This window comes from Chryseobacterium paridis (assembly GCF_016595215.1).
Classification (GTDB): Bacteria; Bacteroidota; Bacteroidia; order Flavobacteriales; family Weeksellaceae; genus Chryseobacterium; species Chryseobacterium paridis.
Window position 1 is genome coordinate 549,669 of sequence record NZ_JAENHK010000001.1, and the last position, 24,115, is coordinate 573,783.

The window sequence follows — 24,115 nt, forward strand, 5'->3', positions numbered from 1 at the left end:
AATGAAAAAGAATGTACTAAGAATTACTGCAATCTTAGGTTTAACAACAGTTTTACTTAATTCTTGCGGACCGAAAGAAAATGCACCCCTGGTATATTTCCCGGATATGTATTTCCCGGTAGCTTATGATCCATTGATGAAAGCTCAGGATGCTTATTCAGATCATGAGAATGAAATTCCAGCGTTTGTAAAAAATAGCTTTGCAACAGGACTTGCTCCAGTAGAAGGAAGTGTTGCTCAAAATAAAGACGGAATTTTTGAAGAAGGTTTACTTCCAAAAAATGTAGATGAATATAATGCAGGATATGATGCATCAAAAAAATTGACAGCTTCTCCCCTAAATCCAGCTAATGCAGCTAAGGATATTGAAAGAGGAAAAATGTTGTTTGATCATACTTGTGCAGCATGTCATGGAACAGGAGGAGATGGACAAGGACCAATTGTACAAAGTGGTGCTTTCTCTGGTGTACCTAATTACGCTGATAGAGAAATTACTGTGGGATCTGTTCATTATGTATTAACAAACGGTAGAAATGCAATGGGTTCTTATGCGGGACAATTGAACGCAGGAGATAGATGGAGAGTGGCAATGTATGTGATAAGTGCTTTCAAGAAAAACGCAGCACCTGCAGCAGCTACTACAGCTCCAGCTACACCAGCTGCAGCAACAACTGAGACTACTACCGCAACTAAAAAATAAGAAAAGAAATGTATACTTTTTCACCAAAATTAAAATCAACTTCTATAATACTGCTTGTTGTAGGTTTAGTTCTATTTGGTATTGGTTTTTTCTTGAACAAAGGAATCAGCACAGAAAAAATTGAACAGATGATGGAAGCTGTTCATGCTTCAGGTCATAATGCTCCTACACACTCAAGTGAGATGGTAGGTCCTCAGGATCATGCTGCTCATTTAGAACATGCAGAATTACAGGTTCACAACCAACCTTTAGCATCTCTACACTTTGTAGCTGTGTTTTTCTTTGGAGTAAGTTGTGCAGTATTATTTTTCTACTGTATTCAGCATGCTGCTCACGCAGGTTGGCCAATCATTATTACAAGAGTAATGGAAGCTATTGCTTCTTATATTCCATATGGAGGAGCTATTTTGATTATCCTTATGCTATTAAATATCTTCCACCAAGGACACCTTTTTCACTGGATGGATCCGGATTTAACAGATCCTAATTCAGCGCATTTTGATGTCATATTATTTGAAAAGAAAAGATTCTTAAACATACCTTTTTATGCATTCAGAACTTTCTTATATGTAATTGGAGCATCTTTCTTTGCATGGAAACTGAAAGCTCAATCTAAGAAAGTAGATGATACAAAATCAAAAGTAGAGTATCAATTTCTTTACAGATGGGCAGTAGGATATATCGTATTCTTCGGATTCTGTTCAGCTGCTTGGGCTTGGGATTGGTTGATGTCTATTGACCCTCACTGGTATTCTACAATGTATATCTGGTATTCTATGGTAAGTTGTCTTTCTAGTGGTATTGCTGTGATTATTTTGATCAGTGTATATCTTAAGAAAAATGGATTCTTACCTCAGTTCAATGATAATCACTTACACGATCTTGGAGTATTCCTTTTCGCTACAAGTATGCTTTGGACGTACACATGGTTTGCACAGTTTATGCTTTATTGGTATGCAAACGTACCAGAGGAGGTTAACTACTTCTTTGGAAGATTCCAACACTATTCGCCAACATTCTTGCCAATGTTAATTATCAACTTCCTATTACCTTTATTAGTATTAGTAAGTAGTAGCATTAAGAGAAACTACAAAGTAGTTACTGTAATGGCAGTGGTTGTTATTTTAGGACATATTTTAGATTACTTCAATATGGTAATGCCTGGAACGGTTGGACCATACTGGAAAACTCCTGAAGTATTCATCTTAATACTAGGATCTATCCTATTTATAGTTGGGTTGTTCATGTTTACTGTAATGACAGCATTATCTAAACTGAAACTAATTCCTACAGGAAACCCTTTCTTACACGAATCTGAAATTTATGAGTATCCTTTCTAAGGACTTGTAACAAGATAAAATATAAAAAAGACTGATTATTTAGTAATCAGTCTTTTTTTATGTAAAAAATTTAACTTTTTGTGCAACCTTTTTAAAAGTTTGATGTCTTATAAATAAAGCCCGTAATATAAATCTTCAAAATCGACTATTTATGAAAAGAAATTATTTATTACAAATCCTATTTATACTGTTATTCAACTTTATCAATGCACAGACAATTACTTTTATTTCCGAAAAAAATAATAAGCCTCTACCGAAAGTTTCTGTTTTTGGAAAGGATGGAAGCATCTTAGCGTATTCAGATATTGATGGAAAAATAGATAAACAAGCCCTAACTCCATCCCAGGAAAAATTTCAATTGGTCTATGATAACTACCCCGTAGCAACACTCTCCTATTCTGAAATTGATCATGATATTATAAAATTAAATGACCAGCTAAAGGAGATTGAGACCGTAGTCATTAAAAATAATAAACCAGCGAAATACATTGTTATCAAAGGAAATTTCAACTCTTATGTCACACTAAATAATAAATTAAATTGCTATGCAGATGGTGTTGTAACTTATATATTTGATAATAAAACTAAAAAACTAAAGAGCACCAACGCAGAGCAATATAGAATTTACAGGCTGACAGATCCTAAAAACGAAAAAAAACAAACATCTGCATGGGATTATGGTAACTCATTAAATCTCCCCAAACTAAAAAAAATAGGAAACCCCGATGAATATAAAAATAAGGTAAACATTATAAAAGAATTAAAAGGAGACAAAAAAGATCAAATAGAAATCTCTGGTGAAGCATTACAGGAAAAAGAGTTTGCATTCTTTGGTTTCCGTTTTTATGATATAAGAACAATTGTAAACCTTTCTTTCGAAAAGGGATCTGAAAAAGGACTGAAAGATTTTCTGGAATATAATGATCGGGTTTTTATTAAAATAAAACATAAAAGTGAACCAGAATACAACCAAATTCAATCTTATACTAACTTCTATCCTACTGAGATCTCTTTTGATAATAATGATGATATTGAAAGAGTGAAATTTGATAAAGATAATAGCAACTACAAAACACAATATTGGCAAGATCCTTCATTTCCCAATATGCAAAGTGTGTTCAGCTCATTTTTTAAAGATGATCTGAAAGAGCAGGAAAATAAAACCAAAAAATAGTATGATGCATCTTGAAATCCCTTCCGAAAATGAAAAAAATAATACAAATTATTCTAATTTCTCTTTTCACCATAACATTTGCTCAAAATAAGACGAACAGATTTTTCTACGAGCTTACCTTCAAACCCAATAAGGATTCGGCGAATACAGAAAAAGAAATGATGATTTTAGATACAGATGGAGATCAATCTGTTTATCAATCCTACGAACTTGTGGTATTGGACTCAATTTTAAATACAATGCTTGACAAAACTGAAAAGGCAGGACTTTTTGCAGACTTTAGTAAAATGCCGCAACAAAAACCAGCAAGCTTTTCACATCGCATTCTTAAAATCTACCCGATAAGTAAAATAATGTATAAGGATAAAATATTTGAAAGCTCTTTTTTTTATTATGAAAACCCCAATTTTGACTGGAAAATTCTACCTGAAAAACAAAAAATAAGCTCCTATACTTCTCAAAAAGCAACTACCGAGTTTGGAAGTCGAAAATGGATTGCATGGTTTACTTCTGAAATCCCCATACAGGATGGGCCATATAAATTTTACGGATTACCTGGTTTAATCATAAAAATTGAAGATGAGCAAAACAATTTCTCCTGGGAGTTAAAAGGCAATGGAAAAATCAAGTCTATAAAGGATACATTGTATCTTGAGGATTTACAAAAATCTGGCTCAAAAGAAATCACCAAAGAGAAATTTTATGAAAATTTTGAAAATTATAAGAAAGATCCTTTTTCAGAAACAAGACAAATGGCTTCTACTCTTCCGTCTGGTATAACCTTACCTGATGGCTCATCTATTCAGGAAGGAATGAGAGAAATAGAAAAAAGAGCTAAAGAGCACTTTAATAAATACAATAATCGCATAGAGATTATAGAAAAACAGAAATAAGCGCATCAAAAAATTATTCTTTTCCGTATTAGTCGGGTTGGTTAACGATGAAAATAAAAAATAAAAATTTCTATTAATAAAGGTTTTAGTAAATTTGTAACAAACCGAATAAAAATGAAAAAGTTTTCTCTTCTACTAATTTTCAGTTTATTGCTATTTACAGCATGTAAGAAAGATCATGTAGATGCTACGAGTACAAAAACTTTACAGTCAAGTATCAATGATATGGCTTCCAGCCTGTCAACTATTAAACAGATTAAGTTTAATGAAGCGCTTTATATCCTTAAAACATTTGGAGTAGACGCTGAAGGTGACGTAAATGAAGTCAAAGCTCTTGGCAAACTTATCAATGGGAAAAAAGTTCCTGAAATCCTAGCAATGGCTGATGAAGTTGCTCAAAAAAATAATATTGAGTGGGCAAGTACAGCACCTCCTTCATTAGGAGAAATGAACATCTTTGGAGATGAAAAGGCAAAAGAAAGTGATCCTAATGATGTTAAGGCAAATTCATTAAGTATCATTACCAGACCATCCGCAGATGATGGAAATGGAGCAACTGCCATTCAAATCATCCCTAAACTAGTAGATAATGCAGGAAATCCAGTTACATTTACAGGTGCTGGCTTAGAAACAACTTTAGAAGTATTTAGTAATGGTGTAAAGCTTTCAACAGCTAAAAACCTAATGACTGATAATAATTTCAAAGGTTTTAATTTAAGATTTTCATCGCTTTTGGCTTCAAAGGTGGTAGACAATAAAATAGATATTACGGTATCCGTTAAAACAACAGCCAAAACTTTTAAAATGTCCAAAATCGGATTGGATGTGAATCCATCTGCATTAAAAGTTCCAGCTCCCCCTAAAACAGATTCTACAGCAGTAACTACAGATCCAAATGCGGTAATTGATCCTAATAACCCAACAGGAACAGTTCCTGTCCCTGCAGACCCTAATGCAACTCCGGCTCCAGCAACACCAAAACAACCTGTAGCTGATCCCAAAAATACAGTAAGTAAGTTTTTAAATAATGTAAGTTCTCAAAATCTTAAAGCAGCGTTTGAAGCATCTAATAACCCAAGTTGGGGAAGTTATGAGTCTTTCGCAAATCCTACTTCTGGTTTCGGTTCTGTAAAAAATGTAACCGTTAAAAATATTACCTCCAATGCAACTAATGCTAATAACTCTAGTGTTAATGCAACGTATGACGTTACAGATAAAAACGGAAAAACAACTTCCCTGAAAGTTACTTTTGGGCTTAAGAACGTAAACGGAGACTGGAAAATTTCCAGCTACAAAATAAATCCATAAATGGCTTCACAAGAATTAATTCAACAATTAGAAAATACCATTGAAAACGTCCCTGATTTTCCTATTCCGGGAATCCAGTTTAAAGACATTTCACCCATTTTTTTAAATCCAAAATTATATGAAGATGTAATTGAAGATCTTGTGAAATTCAGCAAAGGAAAGATAGATGCTGTTTGTGGGATTGAAAGCCGCGGATATCTTTTCGGAATTGCGATCGCTGTTGCTCTGGAGGTTCCATTTATTCTTATCAGAAAAAAAGGTAAACTTCCTCCTCCCATTATTTCAGAAAAATATGATCTCGAATATGGAAGCGCAGAAATAGAAACGCGTGAAGGACAGATAAAGAAAGGACAACGAATTCTCATTCATGATGACTTATTGGCAACTGGAGGGACAACCGAAGCTGCGGCAAAATTAGTTGAAAAACAAGGTGCTAAAGTAACTCAGTTTAGTTTTTTAACCGCTTTAAAGGATTTAAATGGTGATGAAAAACTGAAAAAATTCAATGCGGAAATCTATCATATTTTAGAATATTAAATAATACATTCAAAGTATTTTGTAAATCCCTCAGAAACAATTAAATTTGCAATTCAATTTTTAAGAATTTATGGCAAAACTTGCAAAGAATGCTCAAAAAGAGCAAGAAGGTAAAGAAACAGTGGAATTTTTTAAAGATCTTGACAGAGAGGCTTTAAACACAGAAAGATTCCTTGAAAAGTACTCAAAACCACTAGGTATTGTTTTTGGGGCTTTGATTTTGGGAGTTTTAGGATTTTTCGCCTACAAACAATTTGTTGTTGCTCCTCAAAACGCTGAAGCAGTAAAAACATTCCTTGCCGCACAAAAAAATCTTACTGAAGGTAAAGATAAAGAAGCTTTAGGAGGAAAATCTGCTGCAAACCCAGGTTTTGTAGGAACTTACAATGATTTTTCTTCTACTGAAATAGGTAAACTTGCTGCTTATAATGCTGGTTTATTAAAATTCAAAGAAGGAAAATTTCAGGAAGCTTATGATCTTTTAGATAAATTTTCATCAGATAATAAAACATTAATGGCGATGAAGTATGGGGCTATGGCTGATGCTAAATCTGGTCTTAACAAAAATGATGAGGCTTTAACATTGCTGGACAAAGCTGCTACAACTTCATCTGATCCTTATACTTCTTATTATTTTACAAGAAAAGCAGGTATCGTTGCTTTAGGATTAAAGAAAGATGCAGATGCTAAAAAATACTTTTCAACTATTGACGAAAAATATCAGGACTACGACAACGGAATGTCTGATTCTTATATTGAAATGACTAAATATTATTAAAAAATGGCAACAGTTAATCTTTCCGATTACAAGCCACTTAATATAACTAATGCCGAGGATTTTTCTATCGGCATTGTTTTTTCTGAGTGGAATGACTTTGTAACTTACAATCTTCGTGATGCAGCTTTAGAAATCCTTGAAAAAGAAGGGGTAAAAAAAGAAAATATAAAACTTTTTACAGTTCCTGGAGCATTTGAATTAAACTACGCAAGCATGCAATTATGCAAAGAACGAAAATTCGATGCCGTAATTGCAATAGGATGTATTATCCGAGGAGAAACACCTCATTTTGATTTCGTATCTTCGGCTGTAGCACAGGGAATTAAAGACTGTAATATTTTAACCGATACTCCAACTATCTTTTGTGTACTTACAGATGACACCAAAGAACAGTCTATTGCCCGTAGCGGAGGCGATTTAGGCAATAAAGGAGTAGAAGCTGCAGTTACAGCTCTAAGAATGATAGATTTCAAAAAGAAACTATCTGACAAGAAGACTAATATAGGTTTTGGAAATTCTTAATATCTTATCACTATGTATCCTCAAAAAATAAAACCATTCTTATACCTGGGATTTTTTTATCTCATCGTATCATTGATTGTACGGATAGTATTCTTTTTTCATCCGATAACTACAGCCCATTTTGGCTTTTTTGAGGTACTGAAAGTCTTGGTAATAGGGATCGCTAATGATGTTTTTGTTTTCATTTTAGCAAGTACATTTTTGGCTCTATACTTTCTATTTCTTTCTGATTCGAAATATAAAAAACCATATGGACACACAATATTAGGAGCATTAGTGCTCCTTTTTTTCTACATTCTCCTTATTCCTAATAATATTTTCAAGCAATATGGAGGATCTATAGCAGAAGTTGCTCTTGCTTTTATCGGGTTGAAAATCATCTGCTTTGCATTAATGCTTTTTCTTCCCTCTAAAAGAATTAAGATCCGAAATACTCTGTACTTTATTACCTTATTTTTATACGTATTGCTTATTGTTTTTAACGCAGTTAGTGAATACTTCTTTTATAATGAATTTGGACTGCGATATAATTTCATTGCTGTAGACTATCTAATTTACACTAATGAAGTAATTGGAAACATCATGGAAAGCTATCCGGTAGTACCTTTGTTTCTGATTATATTTGCTATTACAACAGCTATCACATGGGTTATTTATAAGAAAACAAAAGATGAACTTAAAAGTTTACCCAATTTCAAACAGAAATTGGTCTTATTGGGCTCCTTTATTTTACTTGTTGGAATCAGCTTAGTCTGTTTAGGTGTTACAACACAAATAAAATCATCGAATGTATTTGCTGAAGAAATTGAAGCGAACGGATTTCCTAAGTTCTATTGGGCATTTACTCACAATGAATTAGATTATTTCCAGTTTTATCCCCAGATAGATCAAAAGCAGGCTGAAAGTAATTTTTTGAGCCAGTTTTCCGCTCCCCTTTTAACAAGAAATGTTACTTCAGAACAGCCTGAACTTAAAAAAAATGTAGTTCTGATATCTATAGAAAGTCTATCTGCCGAATTTATGCAGCATTATGGAAACGAACAGAAAATAACACCTTTCTTAGATAGTCTTGCTGATCGTTCCATCTTATTTACCAACTTGTATGCAACCGGAAACAGAACAGTTCGTGGCCTTGAAGCACTGACACTTTGTATTCCACCAACAGCTGGAGAAAGTATTATTAAAAGAGAAAATAACAAAAATAAATTCACCACGGGAAGCATTTTCAAATCCAAAGGGTATGATGTGAAATTCTTATATGGAGGATATAGCTATTTTGATAATATGCAGGATTTCTTCGCAGGTAACGGATATGGAATTGTTGATCGAAATAATTTTAAACCGGAAGAAATCACTTTCGCCAATGTCTGGGGAGTTGCCGATGAGGATATGGCGAAAAAAGCAATTCAGGTAATGAATGCTGAATCAAAATCTGGTAAACCGTTTTTCAATCATTGGATGACTGTTTCTAATCACAGACCTTTTACTTATCCAAATGGAAGAATAGATATTCCTGGAGACGCTAAATCCAGAGAAGGGGGCGTAAAATATACCGACTATTCACTTCGCAAGTTTTTTGAAATGGCTAAAAAACAAGATTGGTATAAAAATACGGTCTTCGTTATTGTAGCGGATCATTGTGCATCAAGCGCTGGAAGTACGGAGTTACCAATGGATAAATACAGAATCCCTGCAATGGTTTTCTCAGAAGAATTTATCCAGCCTCAAAAATTTGATAAACTCATGTCTCAGATAGATCTAATGCCAACAGTTTTGGGATTGCTCAACTTTAACTATCAATCTAAGTTTTTGGGACAGGATGTCTTTAAGAAGGAGTTTCAGTCTAAAGCATACATTGCGACCTATCAGGATCTAGGCTTTGTAAAGGATGGGTATTTAACTGTAATTTCTCCGGTAAAAAAAATAAAACAATATACTCTTTCTCAAAAGCAAGATAAGCTGACTCCTGAATTTAGTATTTACTATGATGAAAAGCTGCTAAAAGAAACTAACAAAAAGATTGTTGACGATGCTATTTCTGCATATCAGTCTACTTCTTATTGGTTAAAGAATAATCAGCTTAACCGCTAAATGATCATTGAGGTATTATTTTTGAGTATGTTTTAAAAATAATATCCACATATCAATATTAGTTTTAAATTTACTTATAAAATTATTTACTATGAAATGGACAGACGATAGAGGCGGAAACATAGAAGACCGTCGTGGTTCCGGAGGAAACGGAGGTATGATCGTAGGAGGAGGATTAGGAACACTTATTATTGCTGCGATTGTCTTCTTTTTAGGAGGTGACCCATCCAGTATTTTAAGCTCAGGAAGCATGTCAGCTCCTAGTCAAACAGAGCAAAGAGAATTAAATGCCGATGAGAAAAAGATCTATGAAATGGTAGATATGATGGATGGATGGAACACCATTACATGGACTGAAGTTTTCAAAGAAAATGGAATGACCTATACTCCACCTAAAATAGTTCTTTTTGAAAATACAACACAATCTGGTTGTGGTACAGCACAATCTGCAATGGGACCTTTTTACTGCCCGGCAGACCAGAAAGTTTATATGGATATGAGCTTTTTCAATGAATTACAACAAAAGTTTGGAGCCAAAGTAACAGAGTTTACAGTTGCTTATGTTCTCGCACACGAAATAGGACATCATGTACAGACTCTTTTAGGGACTACTCAAAAAGTGGATGCACTTAGAAGAAGCGGAAGATATTCTGAAGCAGATATGAATAGAGTTTCTGTAGCCACAGAATTACAAGCTGATTTCTATGCGGGACTTTGGGCAAAAAAAACCAACGATAAAAAACATATTCTGGAACCCGGTGATATTGAATCCGCAATAGATGCTGCTGAAGCAGTTGGTGATGATAATATCCAAAAAAGAGCACAAGGCTATGTAAACCAGGAAAGTTTTACGCATGGTTCATCTGCTCAACGTAAAGAATGGTTCATGAAAGGATTTAATACCGGAGATATCCGACAAGGAGATACGTTCAATCAACTTTTGAAATAAGATATTCGATAAAAAATCCCTGAAGAATTACTTCAGGGATTTTTTTTATTGTATTTCGATCGGATTGCTGTTTTTCTTGGCATCTTCTTTTACTCGTTCTTCCATTCTTTTTCTAAAGTCTCCGGGGTTTCCTCCGCCTCTACTATTACCTCTTGGAGCAGATATTCCGCCACCGCCACCTATTCTGGTTTGAGCAAATCCACCTCCACCTTGTGTCATGAACGAAACTGGATCTTCCTGAAACTTCTTCTGTTGTTTTAGATAATCCGTTCTTTTAACCTTAATTGTATTCCCAAATTGATTCATTGAAGGAAAGTCAGCAATTTTATAGTTTTTCATAAGGTCAAAAGAATAATCACCCTGGCTATCCTCTACTTTTATAATCAAACCGGGAAGCCCACTGAATTTATATGGACCATCCTGATATGGTAAATCTGTAGTGAACCAGGCAGTCCACTTTCTTCCTCCGAAATCGGTTTCAGCTTTTTGAACCTTATATTCTCCGATTTTTGTAGTCTCCGATAATATTTTCCAATTTAGCGGACGATCTTCTTCATAGGAATACATATCCCGACCCAGTCTTTCTTTGAAATAAGTTTTCTGATTTTTTTTATCTTTTTCAACAGAATAATTGATGTTACTTCTCAGCCCTTCCATTTGATCTCTGTTAAAACTGATTGCTCCGCCACTTTGAAATGTCTTTTGCATAATAGAATCCCTCTTAACCCTATTTTCAGAATAGAAAACAGATTTTTCCTGCGAGATATCCAGATAAGCATTTTCCGTTTTTATATCATTTTTATTGGCTGCATCCGGTTTCATTGTAACCTGATATACAAATCTATTAGCTTGTGCAAAAACATTCTGTATACAAAAAGCTAAAGCAATAATGACTATTTTTTTCATTTGTATTATATTTTTATTGTAATTCTATTGGGTTCTGGATTCCTCCACTCAAAGCCCCACTATTTCCTCCGGAACTCGGCATTGAAAAACCACTATTCCCTCCGTTCATTCCCATTCCACCGCGATGCATCCCACCACCATGGCCTCCACCGCCTCTCATTCCGCCCATTCCACCACCATTCATTCCTCCGCCATGTTTTCCTCCTCCTTCAAAACCTTGCATATCTCCTCCAGCATTTCCAGCCATAGATTTTCTATTTTTACTAAACTCTAGTTCCAGTGCAGCCTTATCTCCATGAAAATTAATTCTTGAACTTTCCTTTGCATTCGTGTTTATTGTTTCCTCAAAAGGATTTTTTACAATAATCTTTTGAACCAGATCAAATTTATAGTCTCCCTTATCATCCTCAAGTTTTACAATTAATCCCGGTAGCCCAGAAAACTTATATGGCCCATCAGAAATATGAATATCTTTTGCAAACCATGCAGTCCAAATTCTTCCTCCGAAATTTACGGTTGCTTTTTGGGCAGAATATCCGTTTTGCTTTTCAACTTCATTCGTTATTTCCCATTTTACAGGCCTGTCTTCCAGATAATAAATTTGTCTTCCTACTGCTCTGTCATAATAATACACTTTTTGCTCAGGAATGTTCTTAACAATAAAAAAATCAAAAAAAGTCTGCTCGCCCAATTTCACTCTTCCAAGTTTTGAAAAATCTTTTTCTTCCTTTTTATTATCGATCTTACCATCCTGTTTAAAAGCACTTACTATAGAATCTTTTATTAATTTATGCTCACTAATAAATAGAGACTTATCTCCTTTAATATCTAAAAAAGTCCGTTCAACCTTCATGCTGACCAGATTAATTGAATCTGGATTTACTGACGTTTCGTAGATATAACGTGTAGTTTGTCCATAAGACTTTGTTAACAAAAACAATATCAATATGACGAGTAATTTTTTCTTCATAATATTATTTATAGATAAAAAATGCTTTCCAAAGTTAAATCAAAAACAAAATCAACAAATTTGTGAAATAAAATTTATACATTATTTAACACTAGCAATCATATGTATAATGATTTTACTAAGATTCTAATCATTAAAATAGATATCTTCAATTTGAGATTGCGGAAATTAGTTCGTATTTTTGCAGGATTAAATCATTCTAAATAAATACAATGATAACAGTATCAGATCAAGCGAAGTTAAAAGCCATCCAACTTATGACGGAAGAAGGCTTTAACCCTGCTGAAGATTATATAAGAGTGGGGGTGAAAAGTGGAGGATGTTCTGGTTTGGAATATGTTTTAAAGTTTGACAACGAAAAAGCAGAAACAGATCAAATTATTGAAAACAATGACGTAAAAATTGTTGTAGACAAAAAATCTATCCTCTATTTAGCAGGAACAATTCTTGAATATTCAGGAGGTTTGAACGGAAAAGGATTTGTTTTTAACAATCCTAACGCATCCAGAACGTGTGGTTGTGGAGAAAGTTTTTCTCTATAGAGAAAAAACATTAGATGCTGGATAGCAGAAACAGACCAAGTCTGAAATCTGAAATCTAACATCTGAAATCTAAAAAAAAATAATGAGTAAATACACAGAAGACGATTTACGCGTCGATTTAGAAAATAAAAAATATGAATTCGGTTGGGAAACAAAGATCGATTATGAAGATTTCCCAATTGGTTTAGATGAAGATATCATCCGTGCTATTTCTGCTAAAAAAGAAGAACCGGAATGGATGACAGAATGGCGTTTGGAGTCTTTCAGAATATGGCTTAAAATGGTGGAGCCTACCTGGGCAAACATTAAATATGAAAAACCAGATTTTCAGGCTATCCGTTATTATGCAGCTCCAAAGAAGAATCCAGAACTTGCAAGTCTGGATGAAGTAGATCCTGAACTACTTAAAACTTTTGAAAAATTAGGAATTAATATCGAGGAACAAAAAAGACTTTCGGGAGTAGCAGTAGATATTGTAATCGACTCTATTTCTGTAAAGACTACGTTCCAGGATACTTTGGCAGAAAAAGGAATTATTTTCTGCTCTATTTCTGAAGCAATAAAAAATCACCCTGATCTGGTGAAAAAGTATTTAGGAAAAGTAGTTCCTAGAGGAGATAACTTTTATTCTGCTCTAAATTCTGCAGTATTTTCTGACGGAAGTTTCTGTTATATTCCAAAAGGAGTACGATGCCCTATGGAACTTTCTACCTACTTCCGTATTAATCAAGCTGGAACAGGACAATTCGAAAGAACTCTTGTCATTGCAGATGAAGGAAGTTACGTTTCTTATCTTGAAGGTTGTACAGCTCCTTCCAGAGATGAAAATCAATTACATGCAGCCGTTGTAGAGCTAATTGCAATGGATAATGCTGAAATTAAATATTCAACAGTTCAAAACTGGTATCCTGGTAATGAAGAAGGAAAAGGAGGGGTATTCAACTTTGTAACGAAAAGAGGTCTTTGTGAAAGAAATGCAAAAATCTCCTGGACACAAGTTGAAACAGGGTCTGCTGTAACATGGAAATATCCATCTTGTATTTTGAAAGGAGACGGATCTATTGGTGAGTTCTACTCTATCGCAGTGACAAACAATCACCAATATGCTGATACAGGAACAAAAATGATCCATATCGGAAAAAATACAAAATCAACGATTATTTCTAAAGGTATTTCTGCAGGAAAATCTCAAAACTCTTACAGAGGACAGGTAAAAGTAATGCCTTCTGCAAAAGGAGCAAGAAATTTCTCACAATGCGACTCTCTGTTGATGGGTAATGAGTGTGGAGCCCATACTTTCCCATACATTGAGATCAAAGATCCTACAGCACAATTAGAACATGAGGCTACAACCTCAAAAATCGGAGAAGATCAGATCTTCTATTGTAATCAAAGAGGAATCGATACAGAAAGAGCAATTGCTTTGATCGTAAATGGTTTCAGTAAAGAGGTTCTAAACAAACTTCCTATGGAGTTTGCTATTGAAGCTCAGAAGTTGTTAGAAATTTCATTGGAAGGTTCAGTAGGATAAAAAGATGGAAACTACGGAAAGATTAATTTTAAGAAAACCTGAAAAAGAAGATTTTGAAAGATTTTTTGAAATTAATAAAGATCCGCAAACCAATCTTTATAATCCGAATGGGCCAATGAGTCTTGAAAAAGCAGAAAATACATTTAATAGAATGCTTGAGCATTGGAATCAAAATAATTTTGGTGGCTGGGCAGTTTTAGAAAAAGAAAATCCTGAAAAGATCATTGGTTTTGGTGGATTGAGCTATAAAATGTATGGTGAAGATGAAAAATTGAATCTTGGATATCGTTTTGCTCCGGAAGCTTGGGGGAAAGGATATGCAACAGAATTTTCAAAGAAAACTATTGACTTCGGTTTTAATAATTTAGATAAAAAGGAAATTTTTGGTGTTGTTCGTCCTGATAATATAGCCTCGATCAAGGTCCTGGAAAAAGCAGGGATGGAACAAACTGGAAAACTTAATGATATACCAGACCAACCGGAAAGTTTAGTATATAGAATTCAAAAATAATTTGTTTAAGCAAATAAAATGTTAGAAATAAAAAACTTACACGCCAGAATTGAAGATGGCGCACAAATTTTAAAAGGTATTAATCTCGAAATAAAACCAGGTGAAGTTCACGCTATCATGGGGCCGAACGGAGCTGGAAAATCTACTCTTTCTTCTGTTATCGCAGGAAAAGAAGATTATGAAGTAACTGAGGGAGAAATTCTTTTCCAAGGTGAAAATATCAACGAAGATGCTCCTGAAGATAGAGCACACAAAGGGATCTTCCTTTCTTTTCAATATCCTGTGGAAATTCCAGGAGTTTCTGTAACTAACTTTATTAAAGCTGCTTTAAACGAAACCAGAAAAGCAAACGGATTGGAAGAAATGCCAGCAAAAGAAATGCTTGCACTGATTCGTGAAAAGTCTGAACAATTGGGAATTAAAAAAGATTTCCTTTCAAGATCATTGAATGAAGGATTTTCAGGAGGTGAGAAGAAAAGAAATGAGATCTTCCAAATGATGATGCTTAATCCAAAATTAGCAATTCTTGATGAAACAGATTCAGGATTAGATATTGATGCTTTGAGAATCGTTGCAGATGGTGTAAACCACTTTAAAAATGAAGGTAACGCAGTTCTTTTGATTACTCACTATCAAAGATTGCTTAACTATATCCAACCAGACTTTGTACATGTTCTTGCTAATGGTAAGATCATAAAGACTGGTGACAAATCTCTTGCTTTGGAATTGGAAGCAAAAGGTTATGATTGGCTTCTTAATTAAGAAGAAATAATTTTAGTCGCGATTTTATCAATCTACACTAAAAATTAAAGCGGAAAAACCGCAAACAGTAATACAATTTTTAAAATATAAAAAAGGTGTGATGGCCGAAATTTCAGTAATGGCTTTATACGATCAAATTATTGACAACCACGATAAGTTTTTGGAAAGTCTTCGTCACAGATTTCTGGATGAAGATAGAAAATCAGCTCTTCGAAAGTTCGAAAGCATTGGTTTTCCAACCAAAAAAGACGAAGAATATAAATATACCAACCTAAAAGAGATCACGGAAAAAGACTATAATTTTTTCCCGAAAGAAGGTCATAATATCACTAAGGAACAATTGGAACAATTGCATCTTGGCGAGGAAAATTTTGACTGGATCGTTTTTGTCAATGGTAAGCTTCACAAAGAATTATCAAAGGTTTCTATTGAAAATATAGAATTTCTTTCATTCAACTATGCTTTGAATGATAAGAAACATAAGGAAGTTTTTGATAAATATTTCAATACAATTGCGGGAGATAAATCTGCTTTTACAGATCTAAATCTTGCTTACTGCAAATATGGTTTTTTCCTGAAAGTTCCAAAAAATGTAGTTATTGAAAAACCAATCCATGTTTTCTACCTATCTCAAAATCAAGAAGAAAACACATTCTACAATACAAGAAATTTATTGATCGTAGAAGATGGAGCAAAAGTAGAAATTATTGAAAGTCACCATAACTTTGATGACACATTTGTTTTAACAAATTCAGTAACTGAGATTTTCACTTATCCTAATGCAAAGGCGGATTGGCATAAACTTCAAAATGATAATGATACTTCTTATCTTATCGACAATACTTTTGCTAAACAAGAAAAAGATAGTTTAACAACAGTCAATACTTTCTCTTTTGGAGGAAAACTGGTAAGAAACAATCTGGATTTCATTCATAATGGACAAAATATCAATTCATTCATGAACGGAATTACAATCATTGGAAAAGATCAGTTGGTAGACCACCACACGGCGGTTCACCACAATCAACCGAATTGTGAAAGCTACCAGAACTATAAAGGTATTTTCAGTGATAAAGCTCATGGGGTATTTAACGGAAAGGTTTTCGTTGACAAAATAGCTCAAAAAACCAATGCTTATCAGCAGAACAATAATGTATTGCTAAGTGAAGGAGCAACAATTGATACAAAACCTCAGTTAGAAATTTTTGCAGACGATGTAAAATGTTCTCACGGTTGTACCGTTGGTCAGTTGAATGAAGATGCTTTGTTTTATTTAAGAGCAAGAGGAATATCTAAAAAAGAAGCTCAGGCATTATTATTATATGCATTTGCTAATGATGCAATGCAAAACATTGATATCGAACCTTTAAAGGAAAAAATATCAAAACTATTGGCAGAAAAATTAGAAGTAGACATTGAATTCTAAGAAAATAAATTGATACCCAAAAAAGCACTTCAAATGAAGTGCTTTTTTTTATAATTCGCTATGTTCTATTTCTTAATCCACCATTGATTATCCTTTCTGTCTGATCTCTTCACCCCATTATTAAGCGTGTAGGCTAAACCAATACCCAAGGTTTGCTTAAGCTGTGTCTTTTTAATTTGATTATGATCATATAGAACATCAACGGTTATATTAGATGAAATATACTTATTGATCTTTAAATTTAAAACGGCTCCATAAGCCAATACCAACCTTTCAGGATGATCGAGATAGTTTGAAAATACAGATGCTGTATTGGTTAGGTTTACGTTCTCCATCAGCTTCACTTTATACACTGCATTTCCTAAAAAACCAAATTGTAATAAAGAACTATCTCCATCTGCTTTTAAACCATAATTCCCAGCTTTCTGAAGGTCTGTATCTAAAACAAATGTCCATCTACCATTGACAGGGCGTAGTGTTACGGTTAGATTATCATCAGGCCTGTATGTAACCCCCAAACCCATGTTAAAATATCCGGGAGCCATAAAATTAGATATCTTCTTGGCTTCAGGATTATTTCCATCTTCATATCCCGCCGAAAATTGTGATTGCAAACTTGCTCCCGAAGAAATATACCAGCTTTTAGAAAACTGCCTTCCATAGTTTGTAGAAATGTTAAGAACATCCTGGGTCTTCCGAGTTCCTACCCCTTTTGTATTATTCTGTCCATATCCCATGATAATAATGTTCTCCCACAAATCTTTATCTTTTTCGTAGGTAAGATTATAATCAATTCCTGCTAGCCAGCCAACATTATTAGCTCCCCCACCAACCCAATTCGAAAAGGCCGCCTGATTGAACATTAAAGTATTTTTGCCTAAAACTGACCAATGTTTTACAGTGTCTACAACTACTGAATCTTTTTTTATATCCTGAGCACTTACGAAAATCTCAACTGCAATGCCCACAAGCAATAAAAACTTCTTCATAAAATAAAAAATTTTTCCATTACAAAAGTATAAAATATAATTTGTGCAGACCGACAATTTATACAGCAAATAGCCTGTTTAATTCACAAATCATTCTTTAACCTACTAAAAACGAGCCACTTTTATGCATTTAAATCCCTAATAATTCTTTAAAATATAAATACTGATTAAAATCAGTACCTTTTGTCTTAAAAATTATCCTTCCATTTAAAAATCATCGCCAAATTTTCCGAAATTTATTATTGGCTTTTGATTTGACATTATCTCTTCATGTTTAAAAACGCAATTTCCAAAAAGGCTATTATAAGTCCATTGCTCATGCTTTCTGCAATGTGGCTGGGCTACTTTTTACAGACACAAGGTTTTTTTAAAAGTTGCTTTGGTGCAATTATTCCCTTATTGCCAGAAGGACTCTTGGGAATTGTCACCTCTCCACTTTTGCATGGAAATATGGATCATATTATCAGTAACTCCATTCCTATTGGTGTACTGATGTTTCTTTTATATCAATTTTATCCATTAGTTGCAAACAAGGTATTTGTTATAGGCTGGCTGGCAACAGGACTACTACTATGGTTACTTCCTCCAATCGATATACTTACAGGTGAATATATGTATACATGCACTATTGGCGCCAGTGGTATTGTATATGTTCTAGCATTTTTTCTGTTCTTTAGTGGTGTATTTAAATGGAATATGAAACTATTGACCATTTCTCTACTGGTTGTACTTTATTATGGAAGTTTAGTTTGGGGAATGTTTCCAGAGGAGCTGTTTTATAATCTTCAGGAACCCAGCAAAATATCATGGCAAGCCCACCTTTCCGGAGCTGTAGTAGGAAGTATCATCGCTTTTGCATTTAAGAATATTGGTGAAAAAAAGAAAAAATATATTTGGGAATTTCCGAATTACTACAGTGAAAAAGATGATAAACTGTGGCAGGAGTATAAAGAAAATCATCCTGAAGACTTTTTAGAATTACCTTATAAAAAAAGAGATGATATCTGGGATCATTTGGATGAATTAAGAAAAAGATAAATCTTAATTCGCTACATTTGAATAAAAAGCACAAATGGTTTCCGAAGAACATCTCTATGCAATCGCATTACGCGAATGTAATCTAATTGGTGATATTAATTTCCTTAAACTTATAAGAGCATTTGGAAATGCTAAAAACGCATGGGAGCATGCTAAGAAAGAGTATAGAAAAGTAGATGGATTAGGTCAGAAGGTCATATCTGATATTGGTAAATCTGTTCATTTACACTTTGCTGAAAAGGAATTAAAATTCTGCGAAAACAATTCTATTACAATCAGATTAAGACACCTTAAAGAACTCCCCTCCCTCCTTGGGGAATGCGATGACGCTCCCGCTATTTTATATCAAAAAGGAACATACAATGACACATTACAGCCTTTAAGTATTGTAGGTACAAGAAATATCACTCCTTATGGCAAACAGTTTATAAAAGATTTTTTTGAAGAAGCCAAATCCAGTCAATTCATCTCAATAAGCGGATTAGCTTTAGGAGTGGATAAAGAAGTTCATGAACAATCTTTACATCGCAAAATTCCTACCGCAGCCATTTTAGCACATGGTTTTCATACGCTATATCCTGCAAAGAACAAAAGATTATCTGATAAAATCTTACAAGAAAACGGTGTGCTTTTTACAGAATTTAATTCATCCAGAAAGCCCGATAGAGAAAATTTTATCCAAAGAAACAGAATTATTGCAGGAATATCTCCGGCAACAATAGTTGTAGAGTCAGCTTTTGGTGGAGGTTCTATAAGTACTGCCACTTTTGCCAATAGTTATAATAGAGATGTTTTTGCCCTTCCCGGAAAAATTACGGATCCCTATAGTCAAGGTTGTAATCAGCTCATTTTCCACAATAAAGCAGCCACTATTTCTACGATCAAAGATCTTATAACGAACCTAGGTTTTAATAAGCCAAAGGAAAAAATCGAAGAACTTTTCCCTGACTCTTCCGAAACCATACAATTATCTGAAAATCAGAGCATAATATATAATTACATTGCAGAAAATCCACAAATTAATTTAGATGATTTATCACAGCAAATATCGCTTCCAACACATAGAATTTTACCCATAATTTTAGAATTAGAGCTTTTAGGTAAAGTGAAATCATTTTCTGGGAGGCAATTTGAAGTAATTTAAAATTTAACTATTTCTTAATATTGCATTATTTCACAAATAACATTTAATTTTTAATAAAAATTAAAGACAAATTATCAATTTAATAATAATTTCTCTCAAAAGTATTAAATTTTCAACAATCATCAATTAAGGTGTTGTGAATCTTGAAAAAAAAATTAAATTTGTTGGCAATAATATTCAACCTTAATATATGGAACAATATAATATTGACCAGAAAATCCAGGAGTTTATTGCAAAAATTGAGGCAAAAAACCCTAACGAGCCAGAATTTTTACAAGCCGTAAAAGAAGTTGCAGTTACAGTAATTCCGTTTATCGCTACAAAGAAAGAATACACAGGAATGAAGCTTCTTGAAAGGATGGCTGAAGCTGAGAGAATCATTATTTTCAGAGTTCCATGGGTTGATGATAAAGGAGAAATTCAGGTAAACAGAGGTTTCAGAATTCAGATGAACTCCGCAATCGGACCATATAAAGGAGGAATCCGTTTCCATCCAACTGTAAACTTGTCAGTTCTTAAGTTTTTAGCTTTCGAACAAGTCTTCAAAAATTCATTGACTACTCTTCCAATGGGTGGAGGTAAAGGAGGATCTGATTTTGATCCACAAGGAAAATCTGATATGGAAGTAATGCGTTTTTGCCAGGCTTTCATGACTGAATTATGTAAGCACATTGGACCAGAAACTGACGTTCCAGCAGGAGATATCGGTGTAGGATCAAGAGAAATCGGATATCTTTTCGGACAATATAAAAAAGTAAGAAACGAATTCACTGGTGTTCTTACAGGAAAAGGTCTTGCTTACGGAGGATCATTGATCCGTCCGGAAGCTACAGGATATGGTGTTGTTTACTTCGCTGAGCAAATGCTTAAGACTATTGATCAAACATTTAAAGATAAAATTGTTTCTGTTTCAGGTTTCGGTAACGTAGCTTGGGGAGTTATCAAGAAGGTATCTGAACTAGGAGGAAAAGTAGTAACTATTTCCGGACCTGACGGATACATCTATGATAAAGATGGTATCGATGGTGATAAAATTGATTATTTATTAGAGTTAAGATCTTCAGGAAATAACAGAGCTGAAGATTATGCTAAAAAATATCCATCAGCTGAATTCCATGCAGGAAAACGTCCTTGGGAGGTTAAATGTGACGTGGCTATTCCTTCAGCTACTCAAAATGAATTAGATTTTGAAGATGCTAAAGTATTGGTTGAAAATGGAGTTCTTTGTGTAACAGAAGCTGCAAACATGCCTTCAACACTTGAGGCAATCAACTATTTCTTAGACAGCAAAGTATTATTCTCTCCTGGAAAGGCGTCTAACGCTGGTGGTGTTGCTACCTCAGGACTAGAAATGACTCAAAACTCTATCCGTCTAAACTGGACATCTGAAGAGGTAGACGCAAGATTAAAGGAAATCATGATCGGAATCCACAAAGCTTGTAGAGACTACGGAAAAGAAGAAGATGGTTATGTAAACTATGTAAAAGGTGCAAACATTGCTGGTTTCGTAAAAGTTGCAGAAGCAATGCTAGCTCAAGGAGTAGTATAAAACAAAATATAAAGGTTGGGAAATTCCCGACCTTTTTTCTTATAGCCTGTTCCCGGGAAAATGGGAAAAAAGTAAAAAGTGAAAGGAGAAAGCATTGATATATTCAATGCTTTTTTTATTTTTATAAGATGGGAAATACATTTAAAAATATTGACGAATATATCTTATTGTTTCCTGAAGACGTTCAGAAGAAGCTCGACCAGTTAAGAGCAATTATTCATTCTGAAAATCCAGAAATAGAAGAGTATATCGGGTACCAGATGCCTGCTTTCAGATATAAAGGAAAGCCTTTGGTTTATTTCGCAGCTTATAAAAACCACATTGGATTTTATCCCGGTGATCAAGGCATTAAAAACTTCGAGAAAGATTTTTTAGAAAATAAATATAAATTCTCAAAAGGGGCTGTTCAGTTTTCACTTGATAAGGAAATCCCTTCAGCATTGATCCGGAAAATCATTCAGTTTAAAATAGCAACTATACATCAAAAAAAATCCTGAAATAATATTATTTCAGGATCCCATTTCTACTTTTTAACTGATTATTTAGATTTTTTCTTCTTAGCCTTTTTCTCTTCTTTAGTCATTTCTGTTGGCTTGGTCGCTTCTACTTTAGTATCAGTACTTACAGTTGCATCAGTTGTCATTGAAGTGTTTTTTGATGCATCTACAGTAGCTGTTGAACTCATATCCTGAGTTTTATTCTGCGTAGTCGCATTGGTGTTCGATTGCATCGTTTGCGGCTGCGTTTGTGTTGTTGTCTGGTTAGGATCAACTTTCTTTGGTGTTTCTGTCTGAGCAGAAACGGCAACGATTCCTGCTAAAGAAAACGCTGCTGTTAAGATTAACTTTTTCATATTCTAATATTTTAAATAGGTGTTTGATAATTCTAGAACGCCGTTTATTATATTAAATTATATCTAAGTTTCTTATTTAACGTACTTTATATTATTTTAAGATGATTTTTGATTATAGGTTATTTTCCTAAATTTTTCATAATTCTCTCTACAAATTCAAATGCAGCTGGACAAATAACTGTATTTTTTATCATCAGAGAATTGATCTGATAAATCTTCTTTCTGTCCGTATGTGGATATTCCCTGCATGCTTTTGGCCTTACTTCATATATCGAGCATGTATTATCATCGTTAAGAAAAAAGCAAGGAAGATTTTGCAGCACTTTATCATTATCCTCGTCTACGCGCAAAAATTTTGATTCAAAGTCCATGGGCTTCATCCGAAGATGTTTTGCAATACGCTCAATATCTTTTTCGGTGTATAAAGGACCTGTTGTTTTACAACAATTCGCACATTGAAGACAATCCACCTTTTCAAAGACTTCCTCATGCGTCTCCTGAACAATATAATCAAGGTTTTTAGGCGGTTTTTTCTTTAATCCGTCTAAAAACTTCTTGTGCTCTTTTTGCTTCTGTAAAGCCTGTGTTTTGTACAATTCTATATTCATTATCCTTTCTCTTCAGCTAAAACAGGAAGATCTACTTGTTGATATTCATTAATTTTATCCAGATCCAGAATGGTAGACTGGCTGTCTTTATTCGGATAGTACATCGGAACAAATTTAGCTCCATAAATTATTTCCCGGGTCACATAAGATGATCTTTGAACTACAGTATTGGAAAATACTTCATCAAAAGCCCTAACCTGTACAATAATTTCTATATCCGTATTTTTAAAGTCTTCTTCAGAAAAGCCATTAAACGGCGAATTTTCATCTATAATATGAACCACGGTCCAATTCAGCGCCAATGTATTGATCTTATTTAACCGTGTTTCCAGTCTATAGAAATTACTTTTAGCCACTCCATCCTCAATGACCTCGATAGCAGCAGATACAATAACATCCGCATCTGTAAGTGCATTATTTTTATATGGAGCCAACCTGAACATTAAAGCATTTGTATTTTGAAAGGGCGAAATTAAAGCAATATCTGAGAATCTTAAATACGCCCTGGGTCTCGAAAACCTTCCATAAAACAAACCCGTTGCAATCGCAAAGGTAAGCAATCCCAGGAAGGCTTCAAAAGTAGCTACTAAGCTCGCAAGAAAACCTACCGGGGCAATTCTCCCATATCCAACAGTTGTAAATGTTTGTGAGCTGAAGAAAAACACATCAATAAACTCATTAACCGGATCACTTTTATCAATCCCCGTAAGATGCTGAACCCCTATTGAGTAATAAATTAATGCAAAAATAATATTTACCAAAATATAGGCAACAACCAGATAAGAAAGGAAACGGAATGTTGATAAATTAAGCATGGTATGATACCAGCTCAATCTATTGAAAACATTGACCCCTTTTCTTCGAACATTTGGCAGACCGTCTTTATTAATAAACCTTCCTGAGGCGTTAGTTCCAAAGCCACTACTATCGGTATCTTTTTGTCGAATTTTTTGCCTGAATCCTCTTGCCATTTTTAATTAATTTCTTTCTTATT

25 protein-coding genes are annotated in these 24,115 nt (G+C 34.1%); 19 read left to right on the plus strand and 6 right to left on the minus strand.

Going from position 1 to position 24,115, the window contains the following annotated elements:
• The first annotated feature begins 1 nt into the window (after window position 1).
• The 10 genes from JHL15_RS02415 to ypfJ all read left to right on the plus strand — a co-directional run bounded on the left by JHL15_RS02415 (window position 2) and on the right by ypfJ (window position 10,292).
• Window positions 2-700, plus strand: coding sequence for a c-type cytochrome (locus JHL15_RS02415; protein ID WP_200242349.1), 699 nt, complete (start codon window positions 2-4; stop codon window positions 698-700).
• 8 nt (window positions 701-708) lie between these two features.
• A complete protein-coding gene (locus JHL15_RS02420) occupies window positions 709-2,040 on the plus strand; it encodes a quinol:cytochrome C oxidoreductase (RefSeq protein WP_200242350.1) in 1,332 nt (443 codons plus the stop codon).
• A 151-nt stretch (window positions 2,041-2,191) separates the two neighbouring features.
• The gene (locus tag JHL15_RS02425) at window positions 2,192-3,214 is read left to right on the plus strand and encodes a hypothetical protein (protein ID WP_200242352.1); all 1,023 of its coding nucleotides are present in this window, start codon (window positions 2,192-2,194) and stop codon (window positions 3,212-3,214) included.
• Between the two features lie 29 nt (window positions 3,215-3,243).
• Complete coding sequence (locus JHL15_RS02430; RefSeq protein WP_200242353.1) at window positions 3,244-4,107, plus strand: GLPGLI family protein; 864 nt, start codon at window positions 3,244-3,246, stop codon at window positions 4,105-4,107.
• A 114-nt stretch (window positions 4,108-4,221) separates the two neighbouring features.
• Window positions 4,222-5,415: a hypothetical protein gene (locus JHL15_RS02435; RefSeq protein WP_200242356.1), complete on the plus strand. Its 1,194-nt coding sequence runs from the start codon at window positions 4,222-4,224 to the stop codon at window positions 5,413-5,415.
• A complete protein-coding gene (locus tag JHL15_RS02440; RefSeq protein ID WP_089028495.1) occupies window positions 5,416-5,952 on the plus strand; it encodes an adenine phosphoribosyltransferase in 537 nt (178 codons plus the stop codon).
• A 70-nt stretch (window positions 5,953-6,022) separates the two neighbouring features.
• Complete coding sequence (locus JHL15_RS02445) at window positions 6,023-6,730, plus strand: YfgM family protein (RefSeq protein ID WP_200242359.1); 708 nt, start codon at window positions 6,023-6,025, stop codon at window positions 6,728-6,730.
• Window positions 6,731-6,733: 3 nt separating this feature from the next.
• Window positions 6,734-7,252, plus strand: coding sequence for a 6,7-dimethyl-8-ribityllumazine synthase (gene ribH, locus JHL15_RS02450; protein ID WP_200242361.1), 519 nt, complete (start codon window positions 6,734-6,736; stop codon window positions 7,250-7,252).
• 12 nt (window positions 7,253-7,264) lie between these two features.
• Entirely contained in the window at window positions 7,265-9,343 is a 2,079-nt protein-coding gene (locus JHL15_RS02455) for an LTA synthase family protein (RefSeq protein ID WP_200242363.1), read from the plus strand.
• Window positions 9,344-9,434: 91 nt separating this feature from the next.
• Window positions 9,435-10,292: a KPN_02809 family neutral zinc metallopeptidase gene (gene ypfJ, locus JHL15_RS02460; RefSeq protein WP_200242365.1), complete on the plus strand. Its 858-nt coding sequence runs from the start codon at window positions 9,435-9,437 to the stop codon at window positions 10,290-10,292.
• Window positions 10,293-10,337: 45 nt separating this feature from the next.
• Here the strand turns inward: ypfJ and JHL15_RS02465 are convergent, their stop codons facing one another.
• The gene (locus JHL15_RS02465; protein WP_200242367.1) at window positions 10,338-11,198 is read right to left on the minus strand and encodes a GLPGLI family protein; all 861 of its coding nucleotides are present in this window, start codon (window positions 11,196-11,198) and stop codon (window positions 10,338-10,340) included.
• Between the two features lie 13 nt (window positions 11,199-11,211).
• Window positions 11,212-12,168, minus strand: coding sequence for a GLPGLI family protein (locus tag JHL15_RS02470; protein ID WP_200242369.1), 957 nt, complete (start codon window positions 12,166-12,168; stop codon window positions 11,212-11,214).
• 212 nt (window positions 12,169-12,380) lie between these two features.
• Here JHL15_RS02470 and JHL15_RS02475 point away from each other — a divergent pair, with 212 nt between their 5' ends.
• The 5 genes from JHL15_RS02475 to sufD all read left to right on the plus strand — a co-directional run bounded on the left by JHL15_RS02475 (window position 12,381) and on the right by sufD (window position 16,940).
• The gene (locus JHL15_RS02475; RefSeq protein WP_200242371.1) at window positions 12,381-12,710 is read left to right on the plus strand and encodes a HesB/IscA family protein; all 330 of its coding nucleotides are present in this window, start codon (window positions 12,381-12,383) and stop codon (window positions 12,708-12,710) included.
• Window positions 12,711-12,792: 82 nt separating this feature from the next.
• Complete coding sequence (gene sufB, locus JHL15_RS02480) at window positions 12,793-14,241, plus strand: Fe-S cluster assembly protein SufB (RefSeq protein WP_200242375.1); 1,449 nt, start codon at window positions 12,793-12,795, stop codon at window positions 14,239-14,241.
• Window positions 14,242-14,245: 4 nt separating this feature from the next.
• The gene (locus JHL15_RS02485) at window positions 14,246-14,752 is read left to right on the plus strand and encodes a GNAT family N-acetyltransferase (protein ID WP_200242378.1); all 507 of its coding nucleotides are present in this window, start codon (window positions 14,246-14,248) and stop codon (window positions 14,750-14,752) included.
• A gap of 18 nt (window positions 14,753-14,770) precedes the next feature.
• On the plus strand, window positions 14,771-15,514 hold the full coding sequence (gene sufC / locus JHL15_RS02490) for a Fe-S cluster assembly ATPase SufC (protein WP_200242380.1): 744 nt from the start codon (window positions 14,771-14,773) through the stop codon (window positions 15,512-15,514).
• 118 nt (window positions 15,515-15,632) lie between these two features.
• Window positions 15,633-16,940, plus strand: a complete 1,308-nt coding sequence (gene sufD / locus JHL15_RS02495) for a Fe-S cluster assembly protein SufD (RefSeq protein ID WP_200243740.1) — start codon at window positions 15,633-15,635, stop codon at window positions 16,938-16,940.
• 65 nt (window positions 16,941-17,005) lie between these two features.
• Here the strand turns inward: sufD and JHL15_RS02500 are convergent, their stop codons facing one another.
• Window positions 17,006-17,929, minus strand: a complete 924-nt coding sequence (locus JHL15_RS02500; protein ID WP_200242383.1) for a DUF3078 domain-containing protein — start codon at window positions 17,927-17,929, stop codon at window positions 17,006-17,008.
• 270 nt (window positions 17,930-18,199) lie between these two features.
• Between JHL15_RS02500 and JHL15_RS02505 the strand changes: the two genes are divergently transcribed.
• From JHL15_RS02505 to JHL15_RS02520, 4 genes are all read left to right on the plus strand, one after another.
• Complete coding sequence (locus JHL15_RS02505; protein ID WP_200242398.1) at window positions 18,200-18,967, plus strand: rhomboid family intramembrane serine protease; 768 nt, start codon at window positions 18,200-18,202, stop codon at window positions 18,965-18,967.
• 34 nt (window positions 18,968-19,001) lie between these two features.
• Complete coding sequence (gene dprA, locus JHL15_RS02510; protein ID WP_200242411.1) at window positions 19,002-20,111, plus strand: DNA-processing protein DprA; 1,110 nt, start codon at window positions 19,002-19,004, stop codon at window positions 20,109-20,111.
• A 190-nt stretch (window positions 20,112-20,301) separates the two neighbouring features.
• Window positions 20,302-21,660: an NADP-specific glutamate dehydrogenase gene (gdhA, locus tag JHL15_RS02515; protein ID WP_200242412.1), complete on the plus strand. Its 1,359-nt coding sequence runs from the start codon at window positions 20,302-20,304 to the stop codon at window positions 21,658-21,660.
• Window positions 21,661-21,788: 128 nt separating this feature from the next.
• Window positions 21,789-22,157 (plus strand): iron chaperone, encoded by a 369-nt coding sequence (locus JHL15_RS02520; protein ID WP_200242414.1) that lies wholly within the window; start codon window positions 21,789-21,791, stop codon window positions 22,155-22,157.
• Window positions 22,158-22,198: 41 nt separating this feature from the next.
• Here the strand turns inward: JHL15_RS02520 and JHL15_RS02525 are convergent, their stop codons facing one another.
• The 3 genes from JHL15_RS02525 to JHL15_RS02535 all read right to left on the minus strand — a co-directional run bounded on the left by JHL15_RS02525 (window position 22,199) and on the right by JHL15_RS02535 (window position 24,092).
• Window positions 22,199-22,513, minus strand: a complete 315-nt coding sequence (locus JHL15_RS02525; protein WP_200242416.1) for a hypothetical protein — start codon at window positions 22,511-22,513, stop codon at window positions 22,199-22,201.
• A gap of 119 nt (window positions 22,514-22,632) precedes the next feature.
• Window positions 22,633-23,121: a YkgJ family cysteine cluster protein gene (locus tag JHL15_RS02530; protein WP_200242418.1), complete on the minus strand. Its 489-nt coding sequence runs from the start codon at window positions 23,119-23,121 to the stop codon at window positions 22,633-22,635.
• Window positions 23,121-24,092 carry an ion channel gene (locus JHL15_RS02535; RefSeq protein WP_200242421.1) on the minus strand — a complete coding sequence of 324 codons (972 nt, stop codon included), beginning with the start codon at window positions 24,090-24,092 and terminating at the stop codon, window positions 23,121-23,123. Before JHL15_RS02535 ends, JHL15_RS02530 begins: the two co-directional genes overlap by 1 nt.
• Window positions 24,093-24,115 lie beyond the last annotated feature (23 nt).

Bases quoted from the DNA above. Each gene is read 5' to 3' on its own strand.
- JHL15_RS02500 (WP_200242383.1), bottom strand. From the start codon at position 17,929: ATGAAGAAGTTTTTATTGCTTGTGGGCATTGCAGTTGAGATTTTCGTA.
- sufD (WP_200243740.1), top strand. From the start codon at position 15,633: ATGGCTTTATACGATCAAATTATTGACAACCACGATAAGTTTTTGGAA.
- ribH (WP_200242361.1), top strand. From the start codon at position 6,734: ATGGCAACAGTTAATCTTTCCGATTACAAGCCACTTAATATAACTAAT.
- JHL15_RS02445 (WP_200242359.1), top strand. From the start codon at position 6,023: ATGGCAAAACTTGCAAAGAATGCTCAAAAAGAGCAAGAAGGTAAAGAA.
- JHL15_RS02505 (WP_200242398.1), top strand. From the start codon at position 18,200: ATGTTTAAAAACGCAATTTCCAAAAAGGCTATTATAAGTCCATTGCTC.
- JHL15_RS02475 (WP_200242371.1), top strand. From the start codon at position 12,381: ATGATAACAGTATCAGATCAAGCGAAGTTAAAAGCCATCCAACTTATG.
- JHL15_RS02535 (WP_200242421.1), bottom strand. From the start codon at position 24,092: ATGGCAAGAGGATTCAGGCAAAAAATTCGACAAAAAGATACCGATAGT.
- JHL15_RS02485 (WP_200242378.1), top strand. From the start codon at position 14,246: ATGGAAACTACGGAAAGATTAATTTTAAGAAAACCTGAAAAAGAAGAT.
- JHL15_RS02520 (WP_200242414.1), top strand. From the start codon at position 21,789: ATGGGAAATACATTTAAAAATATTGACGAATATATCTTATTGTTTCCT.
- JHL15_RS02470 (WP_200242369.1), bottom strand. From the start codon at position 12,168: ATGAAGAAAAAATTACTCGTCATATTGATATTGTTTTTGTTAACAAAG.
- JHL15_RS02430 (WP_200242353.1), top strand. From the start codon at position 3,244: ATGAAAAAAATAATACAAATTATTCTAATTTCTCTTTTCACCATAACA.
- JHL15_RS02415 (WP_200242349.1), top strand. From the start codon at position 2: ATGAAAAAGAATGTACTAAGAATTACTGCAATCTTAGGTTTAACAACA.
- ypfJ (WP_200242365.1), top strand. From the start codon at position 9,435: ATGAAATGGACAGACGATAGAGGCGGAAACATAGAAGACCGTCGTGGT.
- gdhA (WP_200242412.1), top strand. From the start codon at position 20,302: ATGGAACAATATAATATTGACCAGAAAATCCAGGAGTTTATTGCAAAA.
- JHL15_RS02465 (WP_200242367.1), bottom strand. From the start codon at position 11,198: ATGAAAAAAATAGTCATTATTGCTTTAGCTTTTTGTATACAGAATGTT.
- sufC (WP_200242380.1), top strand. From the start codon at position 14,771: ATGTTAGAAATAAAAAACTTACACGCCAGAATTGAAGATGGCGCACAA.
- JHL15_RS02525 (WP_200242416.1), bottom strand. From the start codon at position 22,513: ATGAAAAAGTTAATCTTAACAGCAGCGTTTTCTTTAGCAGGAATCGTT.
- JHL15_RS02440 (WP_089028495.1), top strand. From the start codon at position 5,416: ATGGCTTCACAAGAATTAATTCAACAATTAGAAAATACCATTGAAAAC.
- sufB (WP_200242375.1), top strand. From the start codon at position 12,793: ATGAGTAAATACACAGAAGACGATTTACGCGTCGATTTAGAAAATAAA.
- JHL15_RS02425 (WP_200242352.1), top strand. From the start codon at position 2,192: ATGAAAAGAAATTATTTATTACAAATCCTATTTATACTGTTATTCAAC.
- JHL15_RS02420 (WP_200242350.1), top strand. From the start codon at position 709: ATGTATACTTTTTCACCAAAATTAAAATCAACTTCTATAATACTGCTT.
- JHL15_RS02530 (WP_200242418.1), bottom strand. From the start codon at position 23,121: ATGAATATAGAATTGTACAAAACACAGGCTTTACAGAAGCAAAAAGAG.
- JHL15_RS02435 (WP_200242356.1), top strand. From the start codon at position 4,222: ATGAAAAAGTTTTCTCTTCTACTAATTTTCAGTTTATTGCTATTTACA.
- dprA (WP_200242411.1), top strand. From the start codon at position 19,002: ATGGTTTCCGAAGAACATCTCTATGCAATCGCATTACGCGAATGTAAT.
- JHL15_RS02455 (WP_200242363.1), top strand. From the start codon at position 7,265: ATGTATCCTCAAAAAATAAAACCATTCTTATACCTGGGATTTTTTTAT.